The organism is Magnetococcales bacterium, assembly GCA_015231175.1.
Classification (GTDB): Bacteria; Pseudomonadota; Magnetococcia; order Magnetococcales; family DC0425bin3; genus HA3dbin3.
Genome location: JADGBZ010000002.1, coordinates 22,740 through 45,422 on the forward strand (window position 1 = coordinate 22,740; position 22,683 = coordinate 45,422).

The window sequence follows — 22,683 nt, forward strand, 5'->3', positions numbered from 1 at the left end:
TGGCCCAAAATGATCCATCTATTCCGTCCTATCCTGATTGTTTTTTTTCTGGCATGGCCGACACGGGCTGTTGCCGATCCGGCGACACCGGTGGGGGATCCACTCTGCCAGGCTGCTCCCATCCAGATGGCTGCGCTGCCGCAGTCCAAGGCCGGGTTGCTCGAACAAATCCTCAAGATGGATGAGCCTGACATGCAGATGCGGGGCAGGTTGGGCATTCTTGCGTTGGCGCCGGTGCAGGTGATGTTGCAATTGGATTATTTTGCCGGGGATCCGCAGCGTATTGTGGACCTGGTCTCGCTTTGGACCCAATCTCCGGCGCTCAAGGGGATGCGGTTGCCCTTGCACCATGTACGGATGGAAGGGGTCACGGCATGGATGGTGGGCAAGGGGATCGATGTGCGGATCCAGCAGGTGGCTTTACCGGAGGGAAGCCTGCATGATATTCATTTTCAAGGGGATGGCGGGAATCGTTGGGAGTTGGCCGCAGCAGATGGCGCGTTGCCCAGGATGCCGGAAGGTATTCCCGGCCTGCCGCCGTTGCACCATGTAAAATTTTCCACCTTGCGCGCTTCGGGCAATCGGCACTGTCCGGGTCGCATGGGCATGCCCACCCTGGAGGTCGATGGGATCCAGGTCAGCGACCCGCTTCTGGAGGTGTTGGATAGCACGCCGGGCCGCGAGGTGTGGCAGATGTGGGTTGGCCGCATCGAGGCGCCGGTCACTTCCGGGCGACCCTCTGCCACGGCGGACCCTCTCCTGTTTTGGCTTCAGGAGGCCCGGGGGGTTTTGCGGCAACTGACCCACGCCGTTGGTGCGGAGGCGCCTGCGGACGACGCGCCTTGGGTTGTTGAGCAGGGGACTCTCCATGTCGCCAGGCATGCGTCGCAGGTTGATGTGACCAACCTGCGTCTATCTGTCGGGAATATGCAGGTCCAGGGCCGTGCCAAAGTGGTGGAGCAACAACCCTCTGGATGGGTCATGGATCCCGATTTATTGCTGACAACCGATCAGACCACACAAAAGGCCTTTAAAAAGAGGTTGCGTTTGGGGCAAAGTCGGTCTGGTCATTGAAAAGAAGGTGTACCCGGCCACGAAACGGGGTCCAGGGGGCTGGCTCCCAGGCAGGGATTGGGACGGTGTCCTGGTGGGGTTCGGGGCGAAGCCCTGACAAAGGCTTTCATGTCCGGGCTTTTTCTCGCAAGAGATATAAATAGTTAAGTTTTTGGCGGCTGTGCAAGGAGGGTCGTATGATGGGTGCCAGGATGTCGGTCTCCCACAGGGGGATGGGATGGTTGTGGCGGGGGATCGCGGGTTTGACCCTCATGATTCTGGCCGGGTGTGCTTTCGTGCCGCTCAAACGCCAGATTGGACAGGATTTATGGGAGTTCAGTATTGTCGCTGCGGATCGGACCGGCAATCAAGCGATGGAGAGAGAGCTGATCCTTCAGGCCACTGGCCAGTGTTTGAACTTTACGGTTCTCCAGAAGAGTTATGAAAAAAGGTTCAACCAGAAAAAATTGACAGCCCGCATGCAATGTTCCAACGGAAAGGGCACTTTCCGGACCGCTGCCGGAAAAGTCATCGAGGCCGGTCCCATGCATGCCCCGATAACCGGCAAAGGGGTCTACGAATTTGACAATGGCAATGTCTACGAGGGGGAGGTCGTGGACGGGAAGCTCCATGGCAGGGGGGTCTACAAATATCTCATCGGCAATGTTTACGAAGGGGAGTTTGTCAACGATAAACTCTCGGGGAAGGGCCTCCTCAAATTTGTCAACGGGGATGTCTATGAGGGGGATTTTGTCGACAACATCAGGACCGGAAAAGGTCATTGCACATTTGCCAACGGCAACGACTATGTCGGGGATGTGGTCAATGGCCGGATAACGGGACAGGGTGTCTTTAAATTTGTCAATGGCCGGGTCTATGAAGGGCAGTTTGTCGATGGGCACCCGGTGACAGTCTCCTCACCCGGGGATCTTCAACTCTGGAAAAGTGTTGGGACGGTCACGGAACAATTCATAGATGCCTACAATAAATCCAGGAGAGGCCAGGGGGGGGGCTGGTTCGGGAGATCCTCCTGGAGAGGTCGAGGCCGAAAGCGAGGTCGAGGCCGAAAGCATGGATGAAGAGCCGAAAGATCACCCTTGATCACCGACAACGCACGGCACGAAGAGGCGCTCCCGCGCATGGGCTCGGCCCGGATGGTGGATGGACCTGCCGGTTTGTCTCTTCTACGCAGGGGGAGTGGCGGGCGACGGCAGGCCTTTTTCCAGTTTTTCCAGCCATGTCAGCATGGCCTGGGCAGCCTGCTGCCAACGGGGCTCCAGCATGATGGCATGGGCGGTGTTGGGGAGGATGATGGCTTCGGTTCCGTACCAGGAGGCAGTCAGTTTCACTTCGGAAACGGGTACGAAGCGGTCGTTGGCTGCGCCGAGGACCAGCACGTTGGGCAGTGAATTGGGCAGAGGCGCAAAAGGGCGCCACCCCATCAATTCCATGCCCACCACCCAGGATTCGTTACCGGCTTCCTGGACGAAATGGCGAAAATCCTGGTCAGGGAAGCCGGGGGAGAAGAGTCCTTCTCGTACCGTGCGCTGATGCACACGGCGGGCTCCGGCAAACATGAGGACAGCCAGCTCCCACCACAATGCCGGATTTTCAAAAAACATGCGCCAGACCGCTGGGGTCAATCCGTAGGGTGGTACCGAAGCCATGAGAACCATGCCTGCCACTTTGTGGCCGGAATTGCGCATGTACTCCTGGACCACGGCCCCACCCAGGGAGTGACCAACCAGGATGGTTGGTCCCGGCAATTGTCGCAGGGCTGTCTCGATATCGTCGGCGTAATCGGCGAGGGTGTACCAGCCGATGCGCTCGGCGCCGGGACTGCGCCCATGGCCGCGCAGGCTGAGGGCATGGGCAGGGTAACCCCACTCTGCAAAACAGGGCAGGAAATGGGGCGACCAAACCCAGGCGCCCACGCACATGCCGTGGACAAAGAGCAGATTGTAGGGACGTGGGTGGCCCGTAGGCAGGGCAGAGAGAATTTCCAGTTTCATGGACCAGGTGTCGAATGCAAAAGGGTGTGCCAGCAGGCGCCGGGAGGGTTGTGCCGGGGCCAGGCACGGGGTCTCCCCTTCAGGTTGATTTCCCACAGGGAGCGTTAGCAATGTTTTGGCCAGTTTTTTTCCCCCGGGTGGTGTACCAGATCAGCCAAAGATTGCTGACCATGATGATCACCCCCCCCAGGATGGTCTGCCCATCAGGGATTTCCTGGAAAAACCAGTACCCGATCGACCCGGCGATCAGGATGCGTGTGTAGTCGAAAGGGGCGATCATGGTGGCTTCACCGACGGCATAGGCCTGCACCAGGGCGGATTGGGCCACTGTGGCGATGCCGCTCACCAAAAGCAGCAGCAGCAATTGTTGCATGCTGGGCGACTTCCAGAAGAGGCAGGCCAATGGAAAGGAGAACACGGTCGAGGCGACGGCATAACGGCCCAGAATCGTCATGGTTTTTTCCGTGGCCGTCATTTTCTTGATGACGGTCGTGACGATGGCGATCAAAAAAGGACTCAGGACACCGATCAAAATCAAGGGATCGAACCCCTTGGCGCCAGGACGGACCATGACCAGAATGCCGCAAAAGCCGATGCAGGTGACCACCCAGCGCCGGGGATCGTTGGGTTCTCCCAGAAACAGGAGCGCCAAAGGAATCATGAACAAGGGCGTGGTGAAAGAGAGGGCCGTGACATCGGCCAGAGGGAGGAGAGCATAGGCGTAGAATGTTGTGACCATGGCGGTTGTACCCACCAGAGCCCGCATCATGTGCATGCTCTGCCGGTTCGAGCGAAGGATCTCCCTGCCTTGTCGCCACAAAAAGGGGGCAAGCCACAACAAACCAAACAGGCAGCGGAAAAAAACAATTTGAAATGGGTGAATATCCTGTCCGATGATCTTGACCATGGCTCCCACGACCGAAAAAGCGGCTCCGGAGAGGAGGATCCAGACAATACCATGTAAATTGGAGGGGGAGTCAGACCAACGCTGCCGGGTTGCGAGGAGTAGGGAGCGCATCCGGACATGGGCAAAGTCGTGGCTGATCAAGAGTGGATCTTTTGTTGCATCGGAAGGATCGGGGATGGACTCTCTGGATTCGGGCACGTTGTGCAGTTACACGCGGGTGGGGCTCAAGATGTTTGTGGAAATGCTGCCATGGACCGACAATATACCTTGATTCTTCAACATATGGAACGCCGTTACGGTGTGAGCGTCCTGCGCCAGCGTCTCACCATGGGTCGGCGGTCGGATATGGATCTGGTGGTTGCAGGGAACCAGGTGTCCAAATTTCATGCGGTCGTCTCTTTTGAACAGGGACACTATTTTTTGGAAGATTGCAGCCGGAATGGAACCTATCTTTTGGGAAACAAGCGTGCGGTCGTTCACCTTGTCCGGGGCAGAGCGAGGCTGGAGGCCAGAGGCCTGATCAGCCTGGGTGTCCGGCCAGGATTGACCATGAGTGCGGAAATTCAGTATTGGGCCGAGTTGACTGGAGTGCCCGACGCCGACTTTTCATCGAGTGTCGTGCCGACATCGGATTTGCCTTGAGCGGAAATATTTGTTCAACATCCACCCGGGGTTTGCTTGTTTACAGGTAACGATTCACCACCCGGCAACGAAACGGGGTCCAGGGGGCTGGCTCCCTGGCAGGTCCAGGACAGCGTCCTGGTGGGGTTCGGGGCGAAGCCCTGACAAAGGCTTTTATGTCCAAGTGTTACGGGGTCCAGGGGGCTGGCTCCCTGGCAGGTCCAGGACAGCGTCCTGGTGGGGTTCGGGGCGAAGCCCCGACAAAGGCTTTCATGTCCAAGCTTTTCTTGCAAGGGTGATGAATGGTGACGTTTACAGCTGCTCAAGGGAGCCATTTTCCAGATCATAGTACCAGGCGTGCAAGGTCAGAGTGCCTTGTTTGACCCGGGCGGCGACCCAGGGAAAGGTCATGAGGTTGCCACGCGAATGCAGGGCTGCGGCCTTTTCGCAGGCGCGGGCTCTCTCCTGCCCGCTCATGGTTGGGTTGTGTTGCAGGACGCTTTCTCTGGCCTTCCGGGCGATGGACATCCATTTGCCGAGGAAGTCGCTTGGTACGTTGTCATCTTTGTCGAGGAGCGTCTGGATGCCCCCGCAGCGGGCATGGGCAAGGATGACGATGTGTTTGACCAGCAGTTTGGTAACGGCAAATTCAAGGGCTGCGCTGGTGCCGTGATAATGTCCTTCGGCCTCAAACGGGGGGACAAGGTTGGCAACATTGCGGATGACAAAGATGTCCCCGGGGGAGACATCGAAAATGAAGGCCGGGTCGACGCGGGCGTCGCAGCACGCAACAATTGCCACTTCCGGCGCCTGTCCCTCGATCAGTTTGTGCAGTGCTGCCTGGTTATGGGAAAAATATCCCGAAATAAATCTCTTGTACCCGTCGAGAAGCTTGGTTGGAATCATGATTGTATCTCACGGAAAATCGCAGCAACAACGTTGACCAAACCTTCTTGGGGAGAGTGCCGGCGACGAGGGGGGCCTACGACGGCTTGGCCTGACAAAGTCGATGGGCGGTTTTCTGAAAAATTTCCGCATCCCGGACAAAAGCCAAAGGTGTCTCGCGTCCGATTTCGTCCCGAATGACGAGGCGGGAGAAACAGTGTTTTTTCCAGGGACGATGGCGCAGGAGCGGCCAGGGGTGCTCTTGAAGCGTGATGGTCGTGCCCTGGACCAATGGCCAGCTTTGTGTGTGCAGACGCCAGGTACGGGTTTGATGGACAATTCGCCGTGATGTCAGGGTCAATCGGGTAAACTCCCGGCGCCAGATGGTGCGGGCGAAGAGAACGATGGTAGCCAGCACGGAGAAGAACAGGCCGGTCAAGCCAAATCTGGCCAGGGGGAGCAGATGCAACGGTGGTGAGTCGGTCAGCAACAACTCTTGCAGGGAGGGGAGGGAGAAAAAGTGGTGCCTGATCTTGAGGTTGACCAAGCCCAGAAAAAAGAGGGCCACAAGGCCCAAACAAACAGGAAGGATGTAGACACAACCACTCAGGATGGTCTGTTGCATGACCAACTCGTCCGAGGCCAGAGAAAAGCCCAACTTGTTGGCAGGCAGAACACGGTATTTGCGGAACATGGGAATCGTCAACTCCAATATCGAGCCAAGGCAACACGAGCGCGGGCCGGATTTTTGACTGTCGAACATCAGCCACCCTTCCCGGGGCCACAGTAATCGATTTTTGTGACGGCGTCATGCTATTTTGTTGCGTTCGCAGGGGCTTCTCACGGTGGTGGTACGGGCAGGGGAGGGGGCGTCATGAGGGTGCTGGGGCGTGGCGTGGCGTCGCCAAAATTATTGGCCAGATAGTCGAGTATTTTCTCCCGGGCTTCGCGGGAGGGTTCAGGCATTTTTTTTTCGGACACCATCAATCGCAGGGTTTCATCCCAGACGCGGCGGTTCAGCCGTTGCTGTTTGACAAGCATCAGGGAGTGGCACCCCTGGCAGGCGAAGTAAACCTCCTTGCGCCCGTTTCCTTCTGGCAATCCACCCCAATCCAAGGGCATGACGACCGCATCCCGATCAGACTCCGAGGCGCCTGAACCGGAGCGTGTGCTCAGAAACGCCAATAGATTTTGTCGCAGGTCGGTGTCAGGCAAGCCTGAATACTTCATCCGGATGCCGGGCACCTGGCCGGCAGAGGAGGCCAGAAAGCGATCCAGCATGGCCATGTCCCACGGAGCATTTTTCCCCCAGGCTTTCAATCCATTGCTGTATGGGTAGCCGGGCAGGGATGCCACTTTGCGTCCCACAATGCCCCACAGATTGGGGCCGATCCGATGGCCCTCTCCGATGCTGACGGGGTGACAGGCAAAACAGTTTCTTCGATAGACATCCTTGCCTTGATCGACTGAATCCCGAAGGTCATCGCCTCGTGCCGGGGTGGCCATGAGCATCAGCATGAAAACGAGAATGAGATCCAGGCGTGTCATGGCTGCTCCCCTTCAAGCCGGAGTGGCGATGAGGGTTCATGTGAAAACGAGCATGAGGTTCGGGCGTATCACGGGCGCGTCCCCTTCAAGCCACCCTCACGGCGATGCGGTGCATGGCGTTGCCGAGAAATCCGCCTGGATTCCAGGCAATGGCAAAGGGTTGTGCATTTCCCATGCTGTCGGTGGCGCGGGCCCAGATCTCGAAATAGCCTGCTGAGGGGAAGGTGATGTCGGCGTTCCAATGTTGCCAGGCATATTTGTTGGCGGCTTCGGAGAGGTGTGCCTTGAACCAGGTGGCGCCGAAATCGATGGAGAGTACAACCTCACGCACGGTATTCTCCCCGGCCCAGGCGTGACCACGTACCGCGACTTTTTTGCTGGTTGCGTCAACTTTGGTACCACTCTGGGGAGAAGTGATGAGGGACTTGACCGGCATGGCTGTGATGATCCTGGAGAACAGGGCCTCGGGTGCCTCTTCACCGGGTTGAAGGGGGCGTTCGGGCAGGCGATAGGATGTTCCGGTCATCCCCTTGCCGTCGTGAACCACGTCGCGCAACTGGATGCGATTCAGCCACTTTTGCGATGCCGAGCCGACCCAACCAGGAACAACCAGGCGCAAAGGGTGCCCGTTGAGAGAGGGAATGGGGCCATCGTTCATGGCAAAGGCGATGAGGGTGTGGGGTTCCATGGCTTTTTCCATGGGAATGCCGCGGGAAAGAGCGGGTTTGTCGGGATCCGCCAGGTCGCGGTCGGCGCCATGGTGGGCGGTGTAAAGGGCTGATTGTTTGGGGCCGGCGGCCTTGATGACATCGGCGAGACGCACCCCGGTCCATTTGGCGCAGGCGACGGCGCCGACCGTCCATTGATTGCCCCTGGCAGGGGGATTGAAAAAAGCCCGGCCATTGCCACCGCATTCAATGGTGGCCAGTTCCGAGACCACGGGAAATTGACTTTGCAGGTCGCGGATGGTCAGGGTCAGGGGCTTCTCCACCTCGCCATCAATGGTCAGGGTCCAGGCGGCGCCATCGACCTGCTCCGGCACGCTGCCATGGTTGCGTACAAAATGCCGGGAGGTGGGTGTGATGTCATCGTTGAGCAGATGTGCCGGCGACTCAATGTTGATGGGTTTGTCGCCCAATACCGTCATCCCCTCTTTGCCAGGCATACCGGCCAAAGCCTCCTCGGCCATGGCGATGGGAATCAAGCCGGAAGGCATGTCGCGGGAGAAGGGGATGGCGGCTCCCAGCATGGCGGACATGGCAGCCAGGCCGGCCCCTTTCAGAAAGCCGCGCCGATCAGCTTCCGCGATCCGGCCAAAAAAATCCTTGTCAGCCGCTACGGGATCCTGGGCATATTGTTGCAGCATATTTTGTGGCAAGGAGATTTTTCCCGAATGATCGTTCACGAATCTGTTCCCCATATGATGTCGCCTCGGCGAAAAAATCGATACTGGTGGTGATTCTGGCTGCGGCTCAGGTTACCCCCTTTGCCTTCAGGAAGGGAACATACCTCATGTCCTGCTCCATGATGTGATCCCGCAACCAGGATTTGGCGATGTCGAGGGTCTCCATGGCCACGGTAAACTCGCCGGCCTTGAATCTTTCGTTCAGTTGAGCGACCTGGGCGACAAGTTTGGTGTGTATGGCGAGATGTCCTTCCGTTTCCGGATAATGATGTTGACGAAACAGTTGGGCTTCGTGATCAAAATGGGTAGAGGTGTACTGGAGCAGCTCGGAGAGGATCTCACCGATCGCCTCCTGTCCGCGTCCCTGCTCCATGGCTCTGTGAATATTATTCAGTAGATCCAGAAGTTTACGATGGGAAACATCGATGGAATCGATGCCGGTCGCCAACTGTTCGGACCAGGGGAAGAACTGGCCGTCATGGGAGGCGCTTTCGCTTTCGTTGCGGTAGATGGCGTCCATGAGGGTAAAAAGTTCCCGGCAGGATTGCAGGTATTTGCCCATTTCAAGGTTCATGACGGTGGCATCGACACGATCCCGTTTTGCCATGGACATGGCCAGGGAGCGGGCCAGATCGTGAGTGGCGCGGTTGTATTGGGCCAGTTGCGAGAACGATGGGTGTTCGCCAGATCGAGTCTGTCCGGCGTTGTGGATCCAGGCGCCCAGTTCGGTTTGGTCGGCGCCTGGAATATCGTCAGGGGAGAGTTCCATCCGGCCTGTGCTGGCCATCTCCAGCCGGCTTTGCAGATCCAGAAAAAAGCCCTTGGCGCGGCGGACATTGAAGGGAGGTTGGGACATGGTCAAGGAGGCCTGGGTGGCGTAGAGGGCCCCGCTCATGTTTTGCAACACATCTCCCATGCGCTGGAACTGGATGGCCGATCCCATCATCATGCTGGCAGTCTGGGTTGCTTGATCCATCCGATCGGCGACTGTTGTGGAGATGGCCATGGTTTGGTTGGCGGATGCAAGAATGGATGCGGCGAACTCCTTGGCTTCACGACTCTCCTGGGCCACAAAACCGGCTGCCGTAGCCACCTCGGCGGCTGACCGGGCGACCTCTCTGGTGCCGGTGGCAGCCTCGGCGGCAGCCCGTGCCACGTCTTCGGCAGCCATGTTCAGTTCCTGGGTGTTGCGGGTCACTTCTTCGGCGGCTTCGGCCACGGCAGCCATGGAGTGAGCGATACCCTCGATCGTTTTGGTTTGGGTATCCACCGAAGTGGTGATTTCTGCATTGGCCTGATTGATACGTTGGATACTTTCGGTGATTTCGGCGCTGGCCCGGGTGACATCTTCGGTTTTTTGGCGAATATCTTCCGTCTTTTCGTAGATCATGCGTGTGGCATCGGCGGTTTGCCGGGCGAGTTCCTTGACCTCATTGGCAACGACGGCAAAACCCTTGCCGGCTCCACCTGCCCCGGCGGCCTCGATGGCGGCATTCAGGGAGAGCATGTTGGTTTGCTCGGCAATGTTGTTGATCACCTCTACCACATGACCGATCTCGCGGGCGGAGTTGGCCAGTTCCTTCATGACGGTCTGGTTTTCCGTGGCGTTGAGATTGGCCTGCTCGGATTCACGGCTGGCTGCCAGGCAGAGTTCTCTGATCCCGATGATGGCGGAACTCATCTCCTGGACCGAGGAGGCGACGGTTTTGACCGAACCATCCACCTGTTCCAGGCTTTGATTCACCCCGCCGATATTGGCGGTGATCTGCTCGGCTGCCGAAGCGATGGTATTGATGTTGGTGCTGGCTTGTTCCGTACCTGTTGCAATGGTGTTGACATTGTTGGCCACCATGTCGGCAGCGTCGGCGATGGTGTTGATGTTGGCGTTGGCCTGTTGGACGGCGTTGGCGACCTGGTTGATCTCCTGGTTGAGAACGACGTTCTGTTCCTGAACATCCCGGGCCAGAGATTGGGAACAGGTGGCATCATCGCGGACCTGATTGCGAATCTTGACCACTTCGGTCGCGCAGGCTGTCATGCTGCCGGAGTGGAGGCTGATGATGCGCATCAGTCGTTCCACATTGTCCGCCAGGCGATTGATGGAATTTGCCATTCCGTGCGTTTTGCCGCTGGGATCGGTGAAGCGGACGGTCAAATCCCCGGTGGCCAGGCGATGCAGGATATCCACCATCGTCCGGATGTCACCCCCCATCTGCTCAAGGATGCTGCGGGCAATCAGCAGGGTGCCGCCGGCCAGAATGGCCATCAGGAGCAGGATTTCAGCCAATTCGGTTCTGGCATTGGCCCAGAACGCAGCATCCACGTCGTCCAGGTAGATGCCGGACCCGATCACCCAACCCCACGGTCCGAATCCTTTGACAAAGGATATTTTTTTCTCGGGGGCCAAGCCAGCCGAACGGGGCCAGGAGTATGCGACCAATCCTGAACCATCCTTTTTGACCTTCTCCACCATGATCCGGAACAAGTGGATTCCGTCGGGATCTTTCGTTTCCGAGAGATCCTGCCCGTCCAATTCGGGCTTGATCGGATGGTGGATCATGCGCGGGTGCATGTCGTTGATCCAGAAATAGTCATCCTTGCCGTAGCGCAACGCCGAGATGGTGGCCATGGCCTCCTTTTGCGCCTGACTCCTGGAGGTGAGGCCGGATTTTTCCCGGGCATGGTGAAACTCCAGGATGCCGTAGGCCGTTTCCACAACGTGGCGTGTTTTGGTTTCCCGATCTTCCAGCATTTGGGCCTTGATCATTCCGAGACCCAATCCACCCAGAGTCAGGGAACTCATGATCCCCAGAACGAGGATCAGCGAAAGCCGTTGCCGAATCGTCAGGTGAGAAAGGTCCATTCGCCTGAAGGGGGAGGTGAATTTCTGTATGATATGATCTTCTTTTTCGACCATGTTTGTTTTCATGGGCCATGATCCAGTCTGGAGAGACCCGTCGTGTGGGTAGGTGAACAGGCAACGAAACCGACATCCACCGCGAGGATACACCGGGTCATGCATAAACGAAACAGGCCTCCTGAATTGATCGGACGCCGGGCGCGCTGCACGTTTTGCCAGCGAACAGGTGTCAAAAACAGGTGCAAGTTGCATGTCGTGCTTTTGACGAACCAGGTTGATGTCGTTTTGAAGGGGTCATCGATCGCCCGGCAACGCATCGGGATCCAGGGTGTCGGTTTTCTGGGGGGCTTGGTATATATCTTGCAATGGTTTTTCGCCAAAATCATGGACGGTCGCAACAAGCTTGACGCAGTGAACAATAAAGATGCTTGGCTTGGTCGAGTCCGTCACCTTTCTGCCCATGCCCAGAGTGAGGAGTCAGCAAAATGGCTACGATATTGACCCACGGCACCGACAAGCACCACCATCACTCCCACCATCTGCTGGATTTATTGGAGGTGATTTTCGCTGCCCTTTTGGCCATGTTCATGGCAACAGCTGTCGTGCCGCTTTTGTTCATGAATCGTTCGGGTGTGGAAAAACAGGTGACTGCTCAGAGCAACCCCCTCCCCATGGCGGTCATGGAGGGGGATATGAGGCAGGTCGACCTTTTGTTGGCCAAGGGAAAGGGTCTGAACGATGTGGGGCCGGGCAACATGACTGCCTTGATGTGGGCGGCCAGCGAGGGGAATGTGCCGGTTCTCGAAAAGCTGTTGGCCTCCAGTGTGGATGTCCAGGCTGGCAACGTCTGGGGACAGACGGCCCTGATCCTCGCTTCCCAATGGGAAAATCCGGTTGTTGTCGATGGACTCCTGGCGCATCGGGCTGACCCGAACGCAACCACTCGGAGCGGGCGGACTCCCCTGATGCAGGCGGCGAAATATGGCCAGGTGGCTGCGATCCAGCTTCTGGTCGGGGCTGGATCCCGGGTCAATCATCGGGATCGCAGTGGGAACACGGCTCTTATGGATGCCGTGCGGCATGGCTCTCTGGCCTCCGTGGAGGCGCTTCTGAAGGGGGGCGCTGATGTCAATCTGCAAAACAAGTCGGGAGACAGTTCCCTGATGTTGGCTGCCGAGCGTGGCCATGTGGGTGCGGTGCAACGGCTTCTCAAGGCGGGCGCCAATCCGCTGCTGCGCGATGCAGATGGTTTGACAGCTCGTGCGATCGCCAGAGAAAATGGCCACGAAGGTGTTGTCCAGGTGCTTTCGCAGGCAGAATTGGCCGGTTGATAGAGACGAGAGGGGAGAAGCTCCTTGCCTTCCCGCCGTGCAGCGCAGTTGCTTCTCCTCTTCCTCCTGCTCCTTTATGCGCGGGTCATCTTTGGTGACTGGGTCAACTGGGATGACCTGATCTACTTTCTGAATCCCCATCTCCAGGATGGCTTCTCCCCGGCGTTCCTGCGTTGGGCGTGGGCGGATACGGATACGGTTCACCAGTGGATCCCCGTGACTTGGATGTCGATCCAGCTGGATCGGACTCTTTTTGGGGTCAATCCGGCGGGATCTCATCTGGTCAACCTTGCGATTCATGCAACCAATACATTGTTGTTGCTGTATTTATTGCATCGCATGACGGCGCGATTTTGGCCCTCGTTGGCCGTGGCGGCCTTGTTTGCGTTGCATCCACAACATGTCGAGGCGGTCGCCTGGGCCACTGAGCGCAAGGAGCTGTTGGCGGCATTGTTTGGTCTGCTCTCCCTGCACCAGTACGTCATTTTTGCCCGGGCGCGGGATGCGAACCTGCCCGGGTTGGACTCCCGGGTTGTGAGGCCGCTTGCCCTTTCCCTGGTCTGTTATTTTCTCAGTTTGCTGGCCAAACCCATGTGGATCACCTTGCCAGCTCTCCTGTTGCTCCTGGATGGGTGGCCCCTGGGACGCCTGCGGCGGCCATGGTTGCCTCTGTTGCTGGAAAAAGTGTTTTATTTACCCATCATGATCGGCATCATGTGGGTCACTTTCCGCGTCTATGAGACCCCCTCGTTTGCCCCGGACGGGGTCTCTTTCCTGGATCTGCTCCCCTATGCCCTGGTCAACGACATACACTATCTGGTGTCCACATTCTGGCCTGTTGGTTTGGCCCCGCTCTACCCATTTCCCCTGGTGAGACCGGGTCTCCTGGAAGTGGGGGGCGCTGTTGGGCTGCTTCTGGCCGGAACGGCTCTGGTTTGGCGGCTGGCTCGTTCACGTCCCTGGCTTTTGCTGGGGTGGTTGTGGTTTTTCGGGACGTTGTTGCTGGTGTCGGGGGTGATCCACGCGGGTCGGCATGCTACCACGGACCGTTTTACCTACCTGCCACACATGGGCCTCTTCACGGCTCTGGTGTGGGAGGTGGATGCCTGGGCAACCCGCTGGCGGCTCAGGCCCCAGGTCATGGCAGGTGCGACCGGGCTGCTCCTGATGGTCTGTGCTTTTTTGACCTGGAATCAGATCGGCTTCTGGCGCGACAGCATGACGCTCTGGTCACACACCGTTGCCACCACGCGGAACAACCATTACGCCCACTACATGTTGGCAGGTCTGTACATGGAAGAGCGCAACCTGGAACAAGCCGCGAAGGAGGTGCAACAGGCCTTGGCCATCATGCCTGGGCAGATCGACTATGCCATCTTGCAGGCGGATATCTCTTACCGGCGTGGCAACAAGGCGGCTGCCTTGCAGATGCTGAGCGAGATGACCCGGATGCACCCCGAAGTGGCCAGGATACGGCTCAAGATGGCCATGATGCACATCCAGGAAAAGGCATTTTCTCAGGCGCTGCCCTTGCTGCGGTCTATCGTCGATCCGCATGTACCGGAAGGATCCTCTTCAACCTATGCAGCGGAGAGCATGGAGGCCGCATTCAATCTGGGTGTGGTCCTGGTCGCACTGGGAGAGAGTGTCGAAGCCGAGGGGCATTTTTTGCGTACTTTTCGCGCCCAGCCTTGGCTGATTCCGCAGCGCTGCATCCTGATGCGCTTGTTTGCCCATGATCCAGACTCTGACCAGGAGGTCTGGAAGCGTCTCGCCGGAACGTTTTGCCCCGACGTTGGATCAGCGGCCCGGATGGTTCCGTAACCGGAATATCATGTCCCCTCCATATGGCGAGCTTCATCGAGGAGCATGACCGGGATGTCATCCCGGATCGGGAAAGCCAATTTTTCATGGCGACAAACCAACTCCTGGGCCTCTGGATGATACTCCAGAGACTCCTTGCATTGCGGGCAGACCAGGATATCCAACAACTCTTTGTCGATCATGGAGCATTCCTTCATGATGAGGTGTCCGGGAGTGGTTCCAGGCCGATCAGGTGGCGAAAGTGGCGTTCGGCGTCGAGAAGTCGGCCACCGAATCGGGTCAGGCCGGCGCTGCTGATGCGGAACAGGTTGATATGCTCCTCGGGTGATAATGGGGCAAAACCATTCGGCCAGTCCAGGGTGGCCATGGCGTGGTGTTCAGCGGGGCTGATGGAAAAAATATGACGGGTATAGGGCAGGCCACAGGTTTGGCAAACCGTCTGGGCCCGCCGCACCGAAAAAAAAGTCAAGGGTTCGGTATGGCCGCAACCTGCGCAGGAGTCGGTGCGCCAACCGTAACCGATGGTGCGCAGGGTTACACCCTGGATGAAAGCCAGGAGTGCCAGGGGGCTTTGTTTGGCATCCAATTGATCCAGGACTGTTTCTGTCAGATCAAACAATTCCGGATGGGGATCCCCGGGAGGGAGGAAACGGTAAATCATCTCCTGAATGACCTGGGCCGAGGCCATGGCCAGGGGTATCTCTCGCAGAGAGTGGCGCCCACGGACGATGTCGGTTTGCAGGAGAGTGCCCAACGCATGGGCCGGATGGAAATGACCGAGAATGTTGATGGTGTGAAACCCGGCCAGCGCAGCCCGCTCGGACCCTTTGCGGCTGCGGATACCTCGGGCGAGGACGGATTGCGTGCCACGCTCCCGGGAAAAATAGTGGATCACGAGGGAAGTTTCCTGAAAGGGAATGCGGCGTAACACCAGGGCTTGATCACTGCACTTCACGATCCGACCCTTCCCAATAGCCAAGAGCATTCAGCAGGCGCACGTTGCCCCGCCACCCCTTGCGAACCACCACCTGGAGCTTCAGGTGTACACGACAAGCCAGAAAGCGTTCCAGATCATGACGGGCGGCAGTACCAATTTTTTTCAGCATGGCGCCGCCCCGGCCTATGACAATCCCTTTTTGTGAATCACGGTCCACAAGGATAAGCGCTGCGATGTGAATCTGGTCGTCCGCCTCCTGGAGGCTTTCAACCTGGACGGCTACATGGTAGGGTAACTCCTGTTGCAGATGCATGAACAGTTTTTCGCGCACCATTTCAGCGGCGATAAAACGTTCCGGCTGGTCGGTCCACTGGTCGTCCGGAAAGTAGGCCGGCCCCATGGGCAGGAGGGAAAAAATCCGGGACATGAGGTGGCCCACATTCTCTCCGGTCAGGGCCGATATCAGGGCAAACTCGGCGATGGCAATGCCAAGCTCCGTCGCCTTGGCTTCGCACCCGGAGAGCAGGGGGAGCAGGAGAGGCCGGGGGATACAGTCAACCTTGTTGACCACCAGAAAGGTTTGTTGCTTCTTGCCTGACAGGCGGGCAAGGATTTCCCAATCCTCTTCGGTGGCCCCCGCCGTGGCGGTGATGAAGTAGAGGATCAGGTCGGCATCGTCGCACGCCCCATAGGCGGTTTGCATCATGACCTTGTCGAGGGCGTGACGGCTTCCCTGGTGGATTCCCGGTGTATCCAAAAAGACCATCTGACCGTCAGGACGGTGTACCACACCCAGGATGCGCGTGCGCGTCGTCTGGGCCTTGGGGGTGACGATGGCTGCCTTGTGCCCCAACACCTGGTTCAGGAACGTCGACTTGCCCATGTTGGGTCGTCCGACGATGGCTATGAAACCGGAGCGGTAGGACGCTCCGGCTTTCATAGCTCTTCATCATCATCGACGGCATTGTTGGTACGGCGAACTTTTTCCAGATGCTCTTCCTTGGTTTTGCAATCGATGCACAGGTCGGTAACCGGACGGGCTTCCAGGCGTCGCAGGCCAATCTCCACGCCACAATTTTCACAAAACCCGTAATCGTCCGCTTCGATATTATCGATGGTGCGGTCAATCTTGGAGATGAGCTTGCGCTCCCGATCCCGGGTGCGCAGTTCAAAATTACGATCGGTTTCCAGACTGGCGCGGTCCGTGGGGTCGGCGAAGATCGCTTTCTCCTCGTTCATGATCGAGACGGTTTTCTCGGCCTCCTCGATCAGCTGATTCTTCCACTCCAGCAGCAACTTGCGGAAGAAGGCACGTTGAATAGGGCTCATATAAGGTTCGTCCGGGGAGGGACGGTACCCGTCAGGGACGTGGATATCGGCAATTTTGCTCATGGTCTGTTTCTCCAGGGCAAAAGACCCTTTTCATATCGAAGAGGCCAAAGATCCGATGACTGGTTGGGATCTGCTGGCGGACGGCGGCATCTGCAACGGAAATACCCCGGCATTTATTTCTAAAAACAGAGATGATAGAGGATTTTGCACAGCAGGTCAATTCAAAACGCGCTTTGACGTCACATGCCTGGCGGAGGGGGGAAGATTTTTCCCGGGTTGAGGATCCCTTTTGGATCGAACAAATCCTTGATGCGGCGTTGCAGGTCGAGGGTCGGTCCGGGGATCTCCTGGTCGATGAAGGCTTTTTTCTGCATGCCGACGCCATGTTCACCGGACAGGGTTCCTTCCAGAGCGAGAACCAGGGAGAAGATCCGGTCGAGGACCGGCTTGACATAGTCCAGGCTGTGGGAATTCTTGGGGTCGGCCAGGAGATTGACGTGGATGTTGCCGTTTCCCCCATGCCCAAAATTGACGATGGGAATGCCGGTCTCATGGGCAATGGCCGCCAGGCCTTCGATCAGCTCCGGCAGACGTGAAACAGGGACGACTACATCCTCGTTGATGCGGCGCGGCGCTATTTTTTTCAGGGTGGGCGCCATGGCATAGCGGGCCTCCCACACGGAAGCGGCATCTTCCGGGGTTGTGGCCTGGATCACTTCCAGGGGGTGGTAGTGCTGAAGCGTGGTGAGGATATGCCGGACAAGGGATGCCACCGCATCGGTATCGCCGGACACCTCAAGGAGCAGCATGGCCCGGGCGTCCGGGTGCAGGGCGATCTGACCCACTTGCCGCAAAATGTCCAGGCAGGCCGGATCCATGAACTCGATGGCTGTTGGTGGGGTCTCTTCAATCATCAGGGCAGAGATGGCTTGGGTGGCATCCGGGACGGAGCCAAAGGTGGCCCGGAGGAGGCGACGCACCTGCGGGAGTGGAGCCAGGCGCAAGGTTGCCCGGGTCACGATGGCCAGAGTGCCTTCGGAGCCGATCAAAAGGCGGGTCAAATCATAACCCACCACCCCCTTGGTGGTCCGACCCCCGGTCTGGATAATGGTGCCATCGGCGAGGACTGCCTCCAGCCCCAGAACCCAATCGCGGGTTACGCCATAGCGGGGGGCGTTGGCGCCAGCCGCACACATGGCGATGTTGCCGCCGACGGTGCAGGCCCGGGCCGAGGAGGGGTCCGGCGGCCAAAAAAGATGGTGGGGTTGCAGGGCAGATTGCAGATCGGCGTTGACCACGCCGGGGCCCACCACAGCGAGGCGATCCTGTGGGCGGATTTCGTGAATGCGGTTCATGCGTTGCGTGGAGAGAACCAAACCACCCTGGAGCGACAGCGAACCCCCCACGTTGCCGGTGCCCGCGCCGCGTGGCGTGACCGGGACCGCCATCTCCTGGCAAAGCGCCAGGGTTTTTGCGACAGCGGCGGTTGTGGTTGCCATGAAGATGGCCTGGGGACGCAGGCGGATGCCGGTGTTGTCCCAGGCGTAAGCCTCCAGGGAGGCCGGATCGGTCAGCAGACGCGCCGATGAACCGGCTGCAATGGCCTGTAAACCGGCCAGGAATCCTTCCGGCAATCGAACCATCACTTTTTCCGCTGGGCATCCGCTTCGATGTCTACGTAGGAGACCACTTTTTCCACCCCGGATACATTGCGGGCCACCTCCAGGGCGCGATCCCGTTCCATGATCGTTGCGGTCACGCCGGTCAGGTAGACCACTTTCTTGGTGGTCTGGACGTGAATGCCCAATCCACTGGCGATCTGATCCGCCAGAAGCGCCACTTTGACCTTGTTGGTGAGCCAGGCATCCGCAGCCAGATCCGAGGTGGTCACCTGTTCCACCTTCAGTTCCGAAATGACCTCCCACACTCCCATGGTGTTTTTGGCGATGCGGATGGCCTCGGCAATCTCTTTTTCAGAGGATGCGGTACCGGTGAGAAGAACCTGCCCCAGATAGACCGAGACATCGATGTTGCCAACGTGGACGATGTCGCTTTGTACGTAGGCGCCACGAATTTTCATGGCAACCCAGTTGTCCTCCAGAATGTCCGAAGCATTGCGATTTTTGCTGATCTGGGGCGCCGGGGTTTCCTCCGAGGCATCCGGGTTGACCGGATAGGCCTTGGGGTCGATATCGATGTAGGAGACAACCTGCTTGACTTTGGCCACTTCGCTGGCAATTTTTACAGCGGCATCCCGTTCGCCGATGGTGCGGGCCATGCCAATGATGTAGACCACACCTTTGGTGGTCTCCACGTGAAAATCCAGACCCCGCACATCGCGGTCCGTCAAAAGCTTCATCTTGACCTTGTTGCTGATCAAGATATCCAACGCAATGTCCGATGCCGATGCGTACTGGACTTTCAACTCGGAAATAACCTTGTTGACCCCCTGCGTCTCCTGGGCAATGCGTTTGGCCTCGGTAATCTCCTCCTCGGAGGCGGCCACCCCGGTGAGGAGAACTTTGCCGCGATAGACCGAGACATTGACATTGCCGGCAGAGACCTTGTTGCTCTGTAGATAGGTGTTGCGAATCTTGACGGCTACCCAGTTGTCCTCCAAAAATCCAGAGGAGCCGCGGCGCTCGCCAAAAACGGCTGTGGCAGTCGCGGCGCCGCTCACCATGGCAACCGGCACGCAACCTTCCAAAAGCAAAAAGATGAGGCTTGACAGGAGGATAAGTGAACCACGCATCATGGTTGTTCCTTGATCAAGGTGTCTGGCCAGTTTTGCCGGATTGCCGGAAGCGGCGCCAGGCCACAACCACGACTCCCAGCCCCAACAGGCCACCCAGTATGAAGTAGGCGTAGACGCTGACTTGTTCAAAAAATGCGTCAATCGTGTGGCCGAAGACAAAGCCGCAGACACCGAAGATTAAAGCCCAAATCAAAGCGGCCAGGCCGTTGAGGAGAAAAAAACGCAGAGGCTGGATCCCGTAGGAACCCAAGGCAAAGGGGGTTACGTTGCGGACGCCATAAACGAAACGAAAGCCCAGAATAAACCATGTGTCATAACGGTGCAGCAGTTGCTCCACGCGCCGACTGCGCTCCTGCCATGTGGCGCTGAGACGGCCCAGAATGCGTTTTCCCCAGCGATAGCCTACCTGAAAATAGAGCTGGTCGCCAAAAAATGTACCCGCAAACGCCGTCAGGACGACCATCGTCAGGTCGAGAATACCCTGCTGCGCCATGAAACCGGCAACCAGCAAGATTGTTTCTCCTTCGAGAAATGTCACAACGAATAGGACGATGTAACCATATTCCCGAATCAACGGCTCCCATTGTTCCATGGATTTCACCAGAAGAGTTGTGAAAATGTTCGCCACCCAGCCAACGGGCTATCACAACAAAAATTCCGGTCGATTGTCAACCTTTCCGCGAGAATTGGACTTTGCCGCGTTTCGATTGGCAGCCATTTCGCGAGATCTGGACTTTGCTGCGTTATCGTCGGTACTGTGCCTGGATGGTGAAGGGCCCCGCAGATTTGGATCCACGTTTCCCGTTGTCGAGGTGTTATGAGCGACTCATTCACGTCCGGTCACGTTTTTCAAGCCATTCTCGGCGCGGCAGTCTATCCCGAGAACCGTACCCGTTTGTTGGGGAAGGTCGCCGAAGGTCTGCAAAATGACCGCATGCTGGACCCGGTTTTTTTGCGGGAAGGTGTGCAAAAGGCCCTCGATGTGGGCGCCATCACGCGGGAGGAGGTCGAAAAATATTTCAACGGGGTGATCACGGGTCACCCCTGACGGGAATACGTTGGCAAGTCAAGACGCGCCCCAGGCACTTTTGACCGGCCCCAGCTTTTTGGTCAATTGCCGGGAAAGGGTGACTTTGCCGTCCTCGAAAAAACGCTCATGGTTACGTTCGAGCTGCTCGGGCTTGTAAAGATAGTTGACCATTACTCCGAAGGAGGCATCCCACCGCTCGGCTGAACTGTCACCCAGGGCGTTGATTCTTTCCAGACGAGCGCCGTTGGAGAGGTGGAACAAGGCGACCGGATCGAAGGCCAATTTGCCGCGCCGGACCTGCACCAGGTAGGCCAGAACCAGGGTTTCCAGGGCGTTCGCCAAATGGGCCCGGGCGCGTTCCGGTTCGCTTAACAGGGTGAAAAATCCCTCCAGAAGATCCCGTTTGCCGCTCTCGCGCCGAATCACGTCGGCTTGATCCTCCAGGAGGGTGCGCAGCCGTTGGGGGTTGAACGGGGCTTCTGGATCGGATCGCTTGAGGGTCTCGGCAAAGCGGGGCACAGGGGAGAAGGTGGCAAACTTTTTCAGGTTCGGCAGTTCAACCTGCAAATCCGTGGTGACCTGTTTGATGAGAAAATTACCAAAGGAGATGCCTCGCAGGCCAAACTGGCAGTTGTTGATCGAATAAAAAATAGCGCTGTCAGCCGTGCTGGGGTCCAAAATGGCCGTGTCGGGATTGACCAACGAGTTGGCCTTGTCGGGGATGCCGCGCATCAGGGCCACTTCCACAAAAATCAGGGGCTCATCCGGCAGTGCCGGGTGGAAAAAGGCGTAGCAGCGGCGGTCCCGCTCCAGGCGTCGCCGCAAATCGTCCCATCCCTGGATGGCATGCACGGATTCGTAGTTGATCAACTTTTCCAGGATCAAGGCCGGACTGCGCCAGTCGATATGGCGCAACTCCAGAAAACCCCGATTGAACCAGGCGGTAAACAGATCCTTCAAATCGGCATCGACCATCTCCAGGTGGGGCCGCTTGGGCAGCAGGCGCAGCAGATGTTCCCGCAGCCGCACCAACACCTGCGTGCCGCCGGGCGAAAGATTGATGCGGCGGAACAACTCCTGGCGCGGCGAAGCCACCTCCTGCCGCAGGGCCAGAAGGGTCTTGTCGTTGGGATTTTGCCGGTAGGCATCGACCATCGCCATGAGCCGGTTGACGTTGGGGCCATAATCGCTGTGAAGGGTCTCCAGGAAATACCCCCATCCCCGCTCGTCCAGTTTCTCCATGGCCCGGACCACTTCCCGGGCCAGAGCGGTCCCCCTGGCTTCGCCGGAGCCGGAGAGAAGATCGCGACACATCTGCTTGAGCTGCGTCATCGGCGATTCGGTCGTGTTGATGTTCAACAACTCACGGCCACGGTCTGCAACGGAGTATATGATCTGATTCCACCACGCCTGATCCATGATATGGGCACCCCCTTCGTTAGTGGTCACGTGATCAAGATCCGGAGAGAGTCATCTCCATCGCGGCCTCACACCTGTCTCCATCCCACTGCATCCAAGCCCGGCAGGGCGTGAGGCGAGGCCAACGACCGAACGGCCCGGTTGCGTCGTCGCCGGCTTCGAGGCCAACAAAACGCCAAGCACCAGTATAGACATAATTCCCAAAAAAAGAATGTGAAATTGTCATACCCACCACACCAGAGAATCACGAAATAACCCATTGAAGAATCGCGAAAAACAAGGATAGGAAACAGACAAAGAAGAACAAAAAAAACAAAAAATGAACCAGCCGTTTCACTTTTTGCAAATCACCCGGCAACGTTCGCCGCCTACCTGCATCGCCACGACGACCACGTAAACGGGACAACCATCCCCCCTTCCCGCAGGCGATCCATACAGCGTGGCCCCAGGCAGCGTTCAAGTCGCTCGGGATCCAGATTGGAGATGATCACGGTTGGTCGTTGTCGCCTGTAGCGCGTATCCAGCACATGGAAAAGCAACCACCCATCCTCAGACCCGACAGCCTGGCCAACCTCGTCCAGGACCAGCAGATCCACACCGATCCACGCCTCCAGGATATTCTTAAGGCTTACCTTGGACCCTGAGCAATAGGTTGACCGGACCTCGATCACCAAATCTGTCACTGTCAGGTAGGCGGCGGAACGTCCCGCTTCGATGGCCGCCCTGATGATACAGCTCGCAAGATGGGATTTTCCGGTGCCAAG

At 57.8% G+C, this 22,683-nt stretch carries 23 protein-coding genes; 7 read left to right on the top strand and 16 right to left on the bottom strand.

The annotated features are described in order from the left end of the window. The first annotated feature begins 9 nt into the window (after positions 1–9). Both HQL63_00630 and HQL63_00635 read left to right on the top strand, forming a co-directional pair. Entirely contained in the window at positions 10–1,074 is a 1,065-nt protein-coding gene (locus tag HQL63_00630; protein MBF0175343.1) for a hypothetical protein, read from the top strand. Between the two features lie 176 nt (positions 1,075–1,250). Beyond that, complete coding sequence (locus HQL63_00635; protein MBF0175344.1) at positions 1,251–2,132, top strand: hypothetical protein; 882 nt, start codon at positions 1,251–1,253, stop codon at positions 2,130–2,132. A gap of 105 nt (positions 2,133–2,237) precedes the next feature. On the opposite strand, the gene HQL63_00640 is transcribed toward HQL63_00635, so the two are convergent. Next, positions 2,238–3,065, bottom strand: coding sequence for an alpha/beta fold hydrolase (locus HQL63_00640; protein MBF0175345.1), 828 nt, complete (start codon positions 3,063–3,065; stop codon positions 2,238–2,240). A gap of 79 nt (positions 3,066–3,144) precedes the next feature. Then, positions 3,145–4,170 (bottom strand): DMT family transporter, encoded by a 1,026-nt coding sequence (locus HQL63_00645; GenBank protein MBF0175346.1) that lies wholly within the window; start codon positions 4,168–4,170, stop codon positions 3,145–3,147. 51 nt (positions 4,171–4,221) lie between these two features. Between HQL63_00645 and HQL63_00650 the strand changes: the two genes are divergently transcribed. Then, complete coding sequence (locus HQL63_00650; GenBank protein MBF0175347.1) at positions 4,222–4,614, top strand: FHA domain-containing protein; 393 nt, start codon at positions 4,222–4,224, stop codon at positions 4,612–4,614. Between the two features lie 291 nt (positions 4,615–4,905). Here HQL63_00650 and HQL63_00655 read toward each other — a convergent pair whose 3' ends face one another. The 5 genes from HQL63_00655 to HQL63_00675 form a co-directional block, all read right to left on the bottom strand. Beyond that, entirely contained in the window at positions 4,906–5,499 is a 594-nt protein-coding gene (locus tag HQL63_00655) for a carbonic anhydrase (GenBank protein ID MBF0175348.1), read from the bottom strand. A gap of 76 nt (positions 5,500–5,575) precedes the next feature. Then, positions 5,576–6,241: a hypothetical protein gene (locus tag HQL63_00660; GenBank protein MBF0175349.1), complete on the bottom strand. Its 666-nt coding sequence runs from the start codon at positions 6,239–6,241 to the stop codon at positions 5,576–5,578. Positions 6,242–6,318: 77 nt separating this feature from the next. Continuing rightward, positions 6,319–7,026 carry a c-type cytochrome gene (locus HQL63_00665; protein MBF0175350.1) on the bottom strand — a complete coding sequence of 236 codons (708 nt, stop codon included), beginning with the start codon at positions 7,024–7,026 and terminating at the stop codon, positions 6,319–6,321. Positions 7,027–7,111: 85 nt separating this feature from the next. After that, on the bottom strand, positions 7,112–8,446 hold the full coding sequence (locus HQL63_00670; protein MBF0175351.1) for a sulfite oxidase: 1,335 nt from the start codon (positions 8,444–8,446) through the stop codon (positions 7,112–7,114). Between the two features lie 52 nt (positions 8,447–8,498). Beyond that, positions 8,499–11,360 (bottom strand): bacteriohemerythrin, encoded by a 2,862-nt coding sequence (locus HQL63_00675; protein ID MBF0175352.1) that lies wholly within the window; start codon positions 11,358–11,360, stop codon positions 8,499–8,501. 87 nt (positions 11,361–11,447) lie between these two features. Here HQL63_00675 and HQL63_00680 point away from each other — a divergent pair, with 87 nt between their 5' ends. From HQL63_00680 to HQL63_00690, 3 genes are read left to right on the top strand one after another with little or no spacing between them, the layout of a single operon-like run. Further along, positions 11,448–11,792 (top strand): hypothetical protein, encoded by a 345-nt coding sequence (locus HQL63_00680; protein MBF0175353.1) that lies wholly within the window; start codon positions 11,448–11,450, stop codon positions 11,790–11,792. Then, positions 11,777–12,622 carry an ankyrin repeat domain-containing protein gene (locus tag HQL63_00685; GenBank protein MBF0175354.1) on the top strand — a complete coding sequence of 282 codons (846 nt, stop codon included), beginning with the start codon at positions 11,777–11,779 and terminating at the stop codon, positions 12,620–12,622. The genes HQL63_00680 and HQL63_00685 overlap by 16 nt, the downstream gene beginning before the upstream one ends. A gap of 24 nt (positions 12,623–12,646) precedes the next feature. Next, complete coding sequence (locus tag HQL63_00690; GenBank protein MBF0175355.1) at positions 12,647–14,446, top strand: hypothetical protein; 1,800 nt, start codon at positions 12,647–12,649, stop codon at positions 14,444–14,446. Positions 14,447–14,454: 8 nt separating this feature from the next. Here HQL63_00690 and HQL63_00695 read toward each other — a convergent pair whose 3' ends face one another. From HQL63_00695 to HQL63_00725, 7 genes are all read right to left on the bottom strand, one after another. Further along, complete coding sequence (locus HQL63_00695) at positions 14,455–14,628, bottom strand: Trm112 family protein (protein ID MBF0175356.1); 174 nt, start codon at positions 14,626–14,628, stop codon at positions 14,455–14,457. A gap of 11 nt (positions 14,629–14,639) precedes the next feature. Then, positions 14,640–15,401 (bottom strand): DNA repair protein RecO, encoded by a 762-nt coding sequence (recO, locus tag HQL63_00700; protein ID MBF0175357.1) that lies wholly within the window; start codon positions 15,399–15,401, stop codon positions 14,640–14,642. Then, entirely contained in the window at positions 15,388–16,323 is a 936-nt protein-coding gene (gene era, locus HQL63_00705; protein MBF0175358.1) for a GTPase Era, read from the bottom strand. The genes recO and era overlap by 14 nt, the downstream gene beginning before the upstream one ends. Next, a complete protein-coding gene (gene dksA / locus HQL63_00710; GenBank protein MBF0175359.1) occupies positions 16,320–16,775 on the bottom strand; it encodes an RNA polymerase-binding protein DksA in 456 nt (151 codons plus the stop codon). Before dksA ends, era begins: the two co-directional genes overlap by 4 nt. Before the next feature lie 179 nt (positions 16,776–16,954). Continuing rightward, the gene (locus HQL63_00715; GenBank protein ID MBF0175360.1) at positions 16,955–18,358 is read right to left on the bottom strand and encodes an FAD-binding protein; all 1,404 of its coding nucleotides are present in this window, start codon (positions 18,356–18,358) and stop codon (positions 16,955–16,957) included. Next, positions 18,358–19,470, bottom strand: a complete 1,113-nt coding sequence (locus HQL63_00720; protein ID MBF0175361.1) for a BON domain-containing protein — start codon at positions 19,468–19,470, stop codon at positions 18,358–18,360. Before HQL63_00720 ends, HQL63_00715 begins: the two co-directional genes overlap by 1 nt. 13 nt (positions 19,471–19,483) lie before the next feature. Then, complete coding sequence (locus HQL63_00725; protein ID MBF0175362.1) at positions 19,484–20,062, bottom strand: DedA family protein; 579 nt, start codon at positions 20,060–20,062, stop codon at positions 19,484–19,486. 225 nt (positions 20,063–20,287) lie between these two features. Between HQL63_00725 and HQL63_00730 the strand changes: the two genes are divergently transcribed. Continuing rightward, the gene (locus HQL63_00730) at positions 20,288–20,518 is read left to right on the top strand and encodes a hypothetical protein (GenBank protein MBF0175363.1); all 231 of its coding nucleotides are present in this window, start codon (positions 20,288–20,290) and stop codon (positions 20,516–20,518) included. 18 nt (positions 20,519–20,536) lie between these two features. Here the strand turns inward: HQL63_00730 and HQL63_00735 are convergent, their stop codons facing one another. Together HQL63_00735 and HQL63_00740 are read right to left on the bottom strand one after the other, a co-directional pair. Continuing rightward, a complete protein-coding gene (locus HQL63_00735; GenBank protein MBF0175364.1) occupies positions 20,537–21,919 on the bottom strand; it encodes a malonyl-CoA decarboxylase family protein in 1,383 nt (460 codons plus the stop codon). Positions 21,920–22,287: 368 nt separating this feature from the next. After that, on the bottom strand, positions 22,288–22,683 hold a 396-nt coding region (locus tag HQL63_00740; protein ID MBF0175365.1), incomplete at its 5' end, for an ATP-binding protein.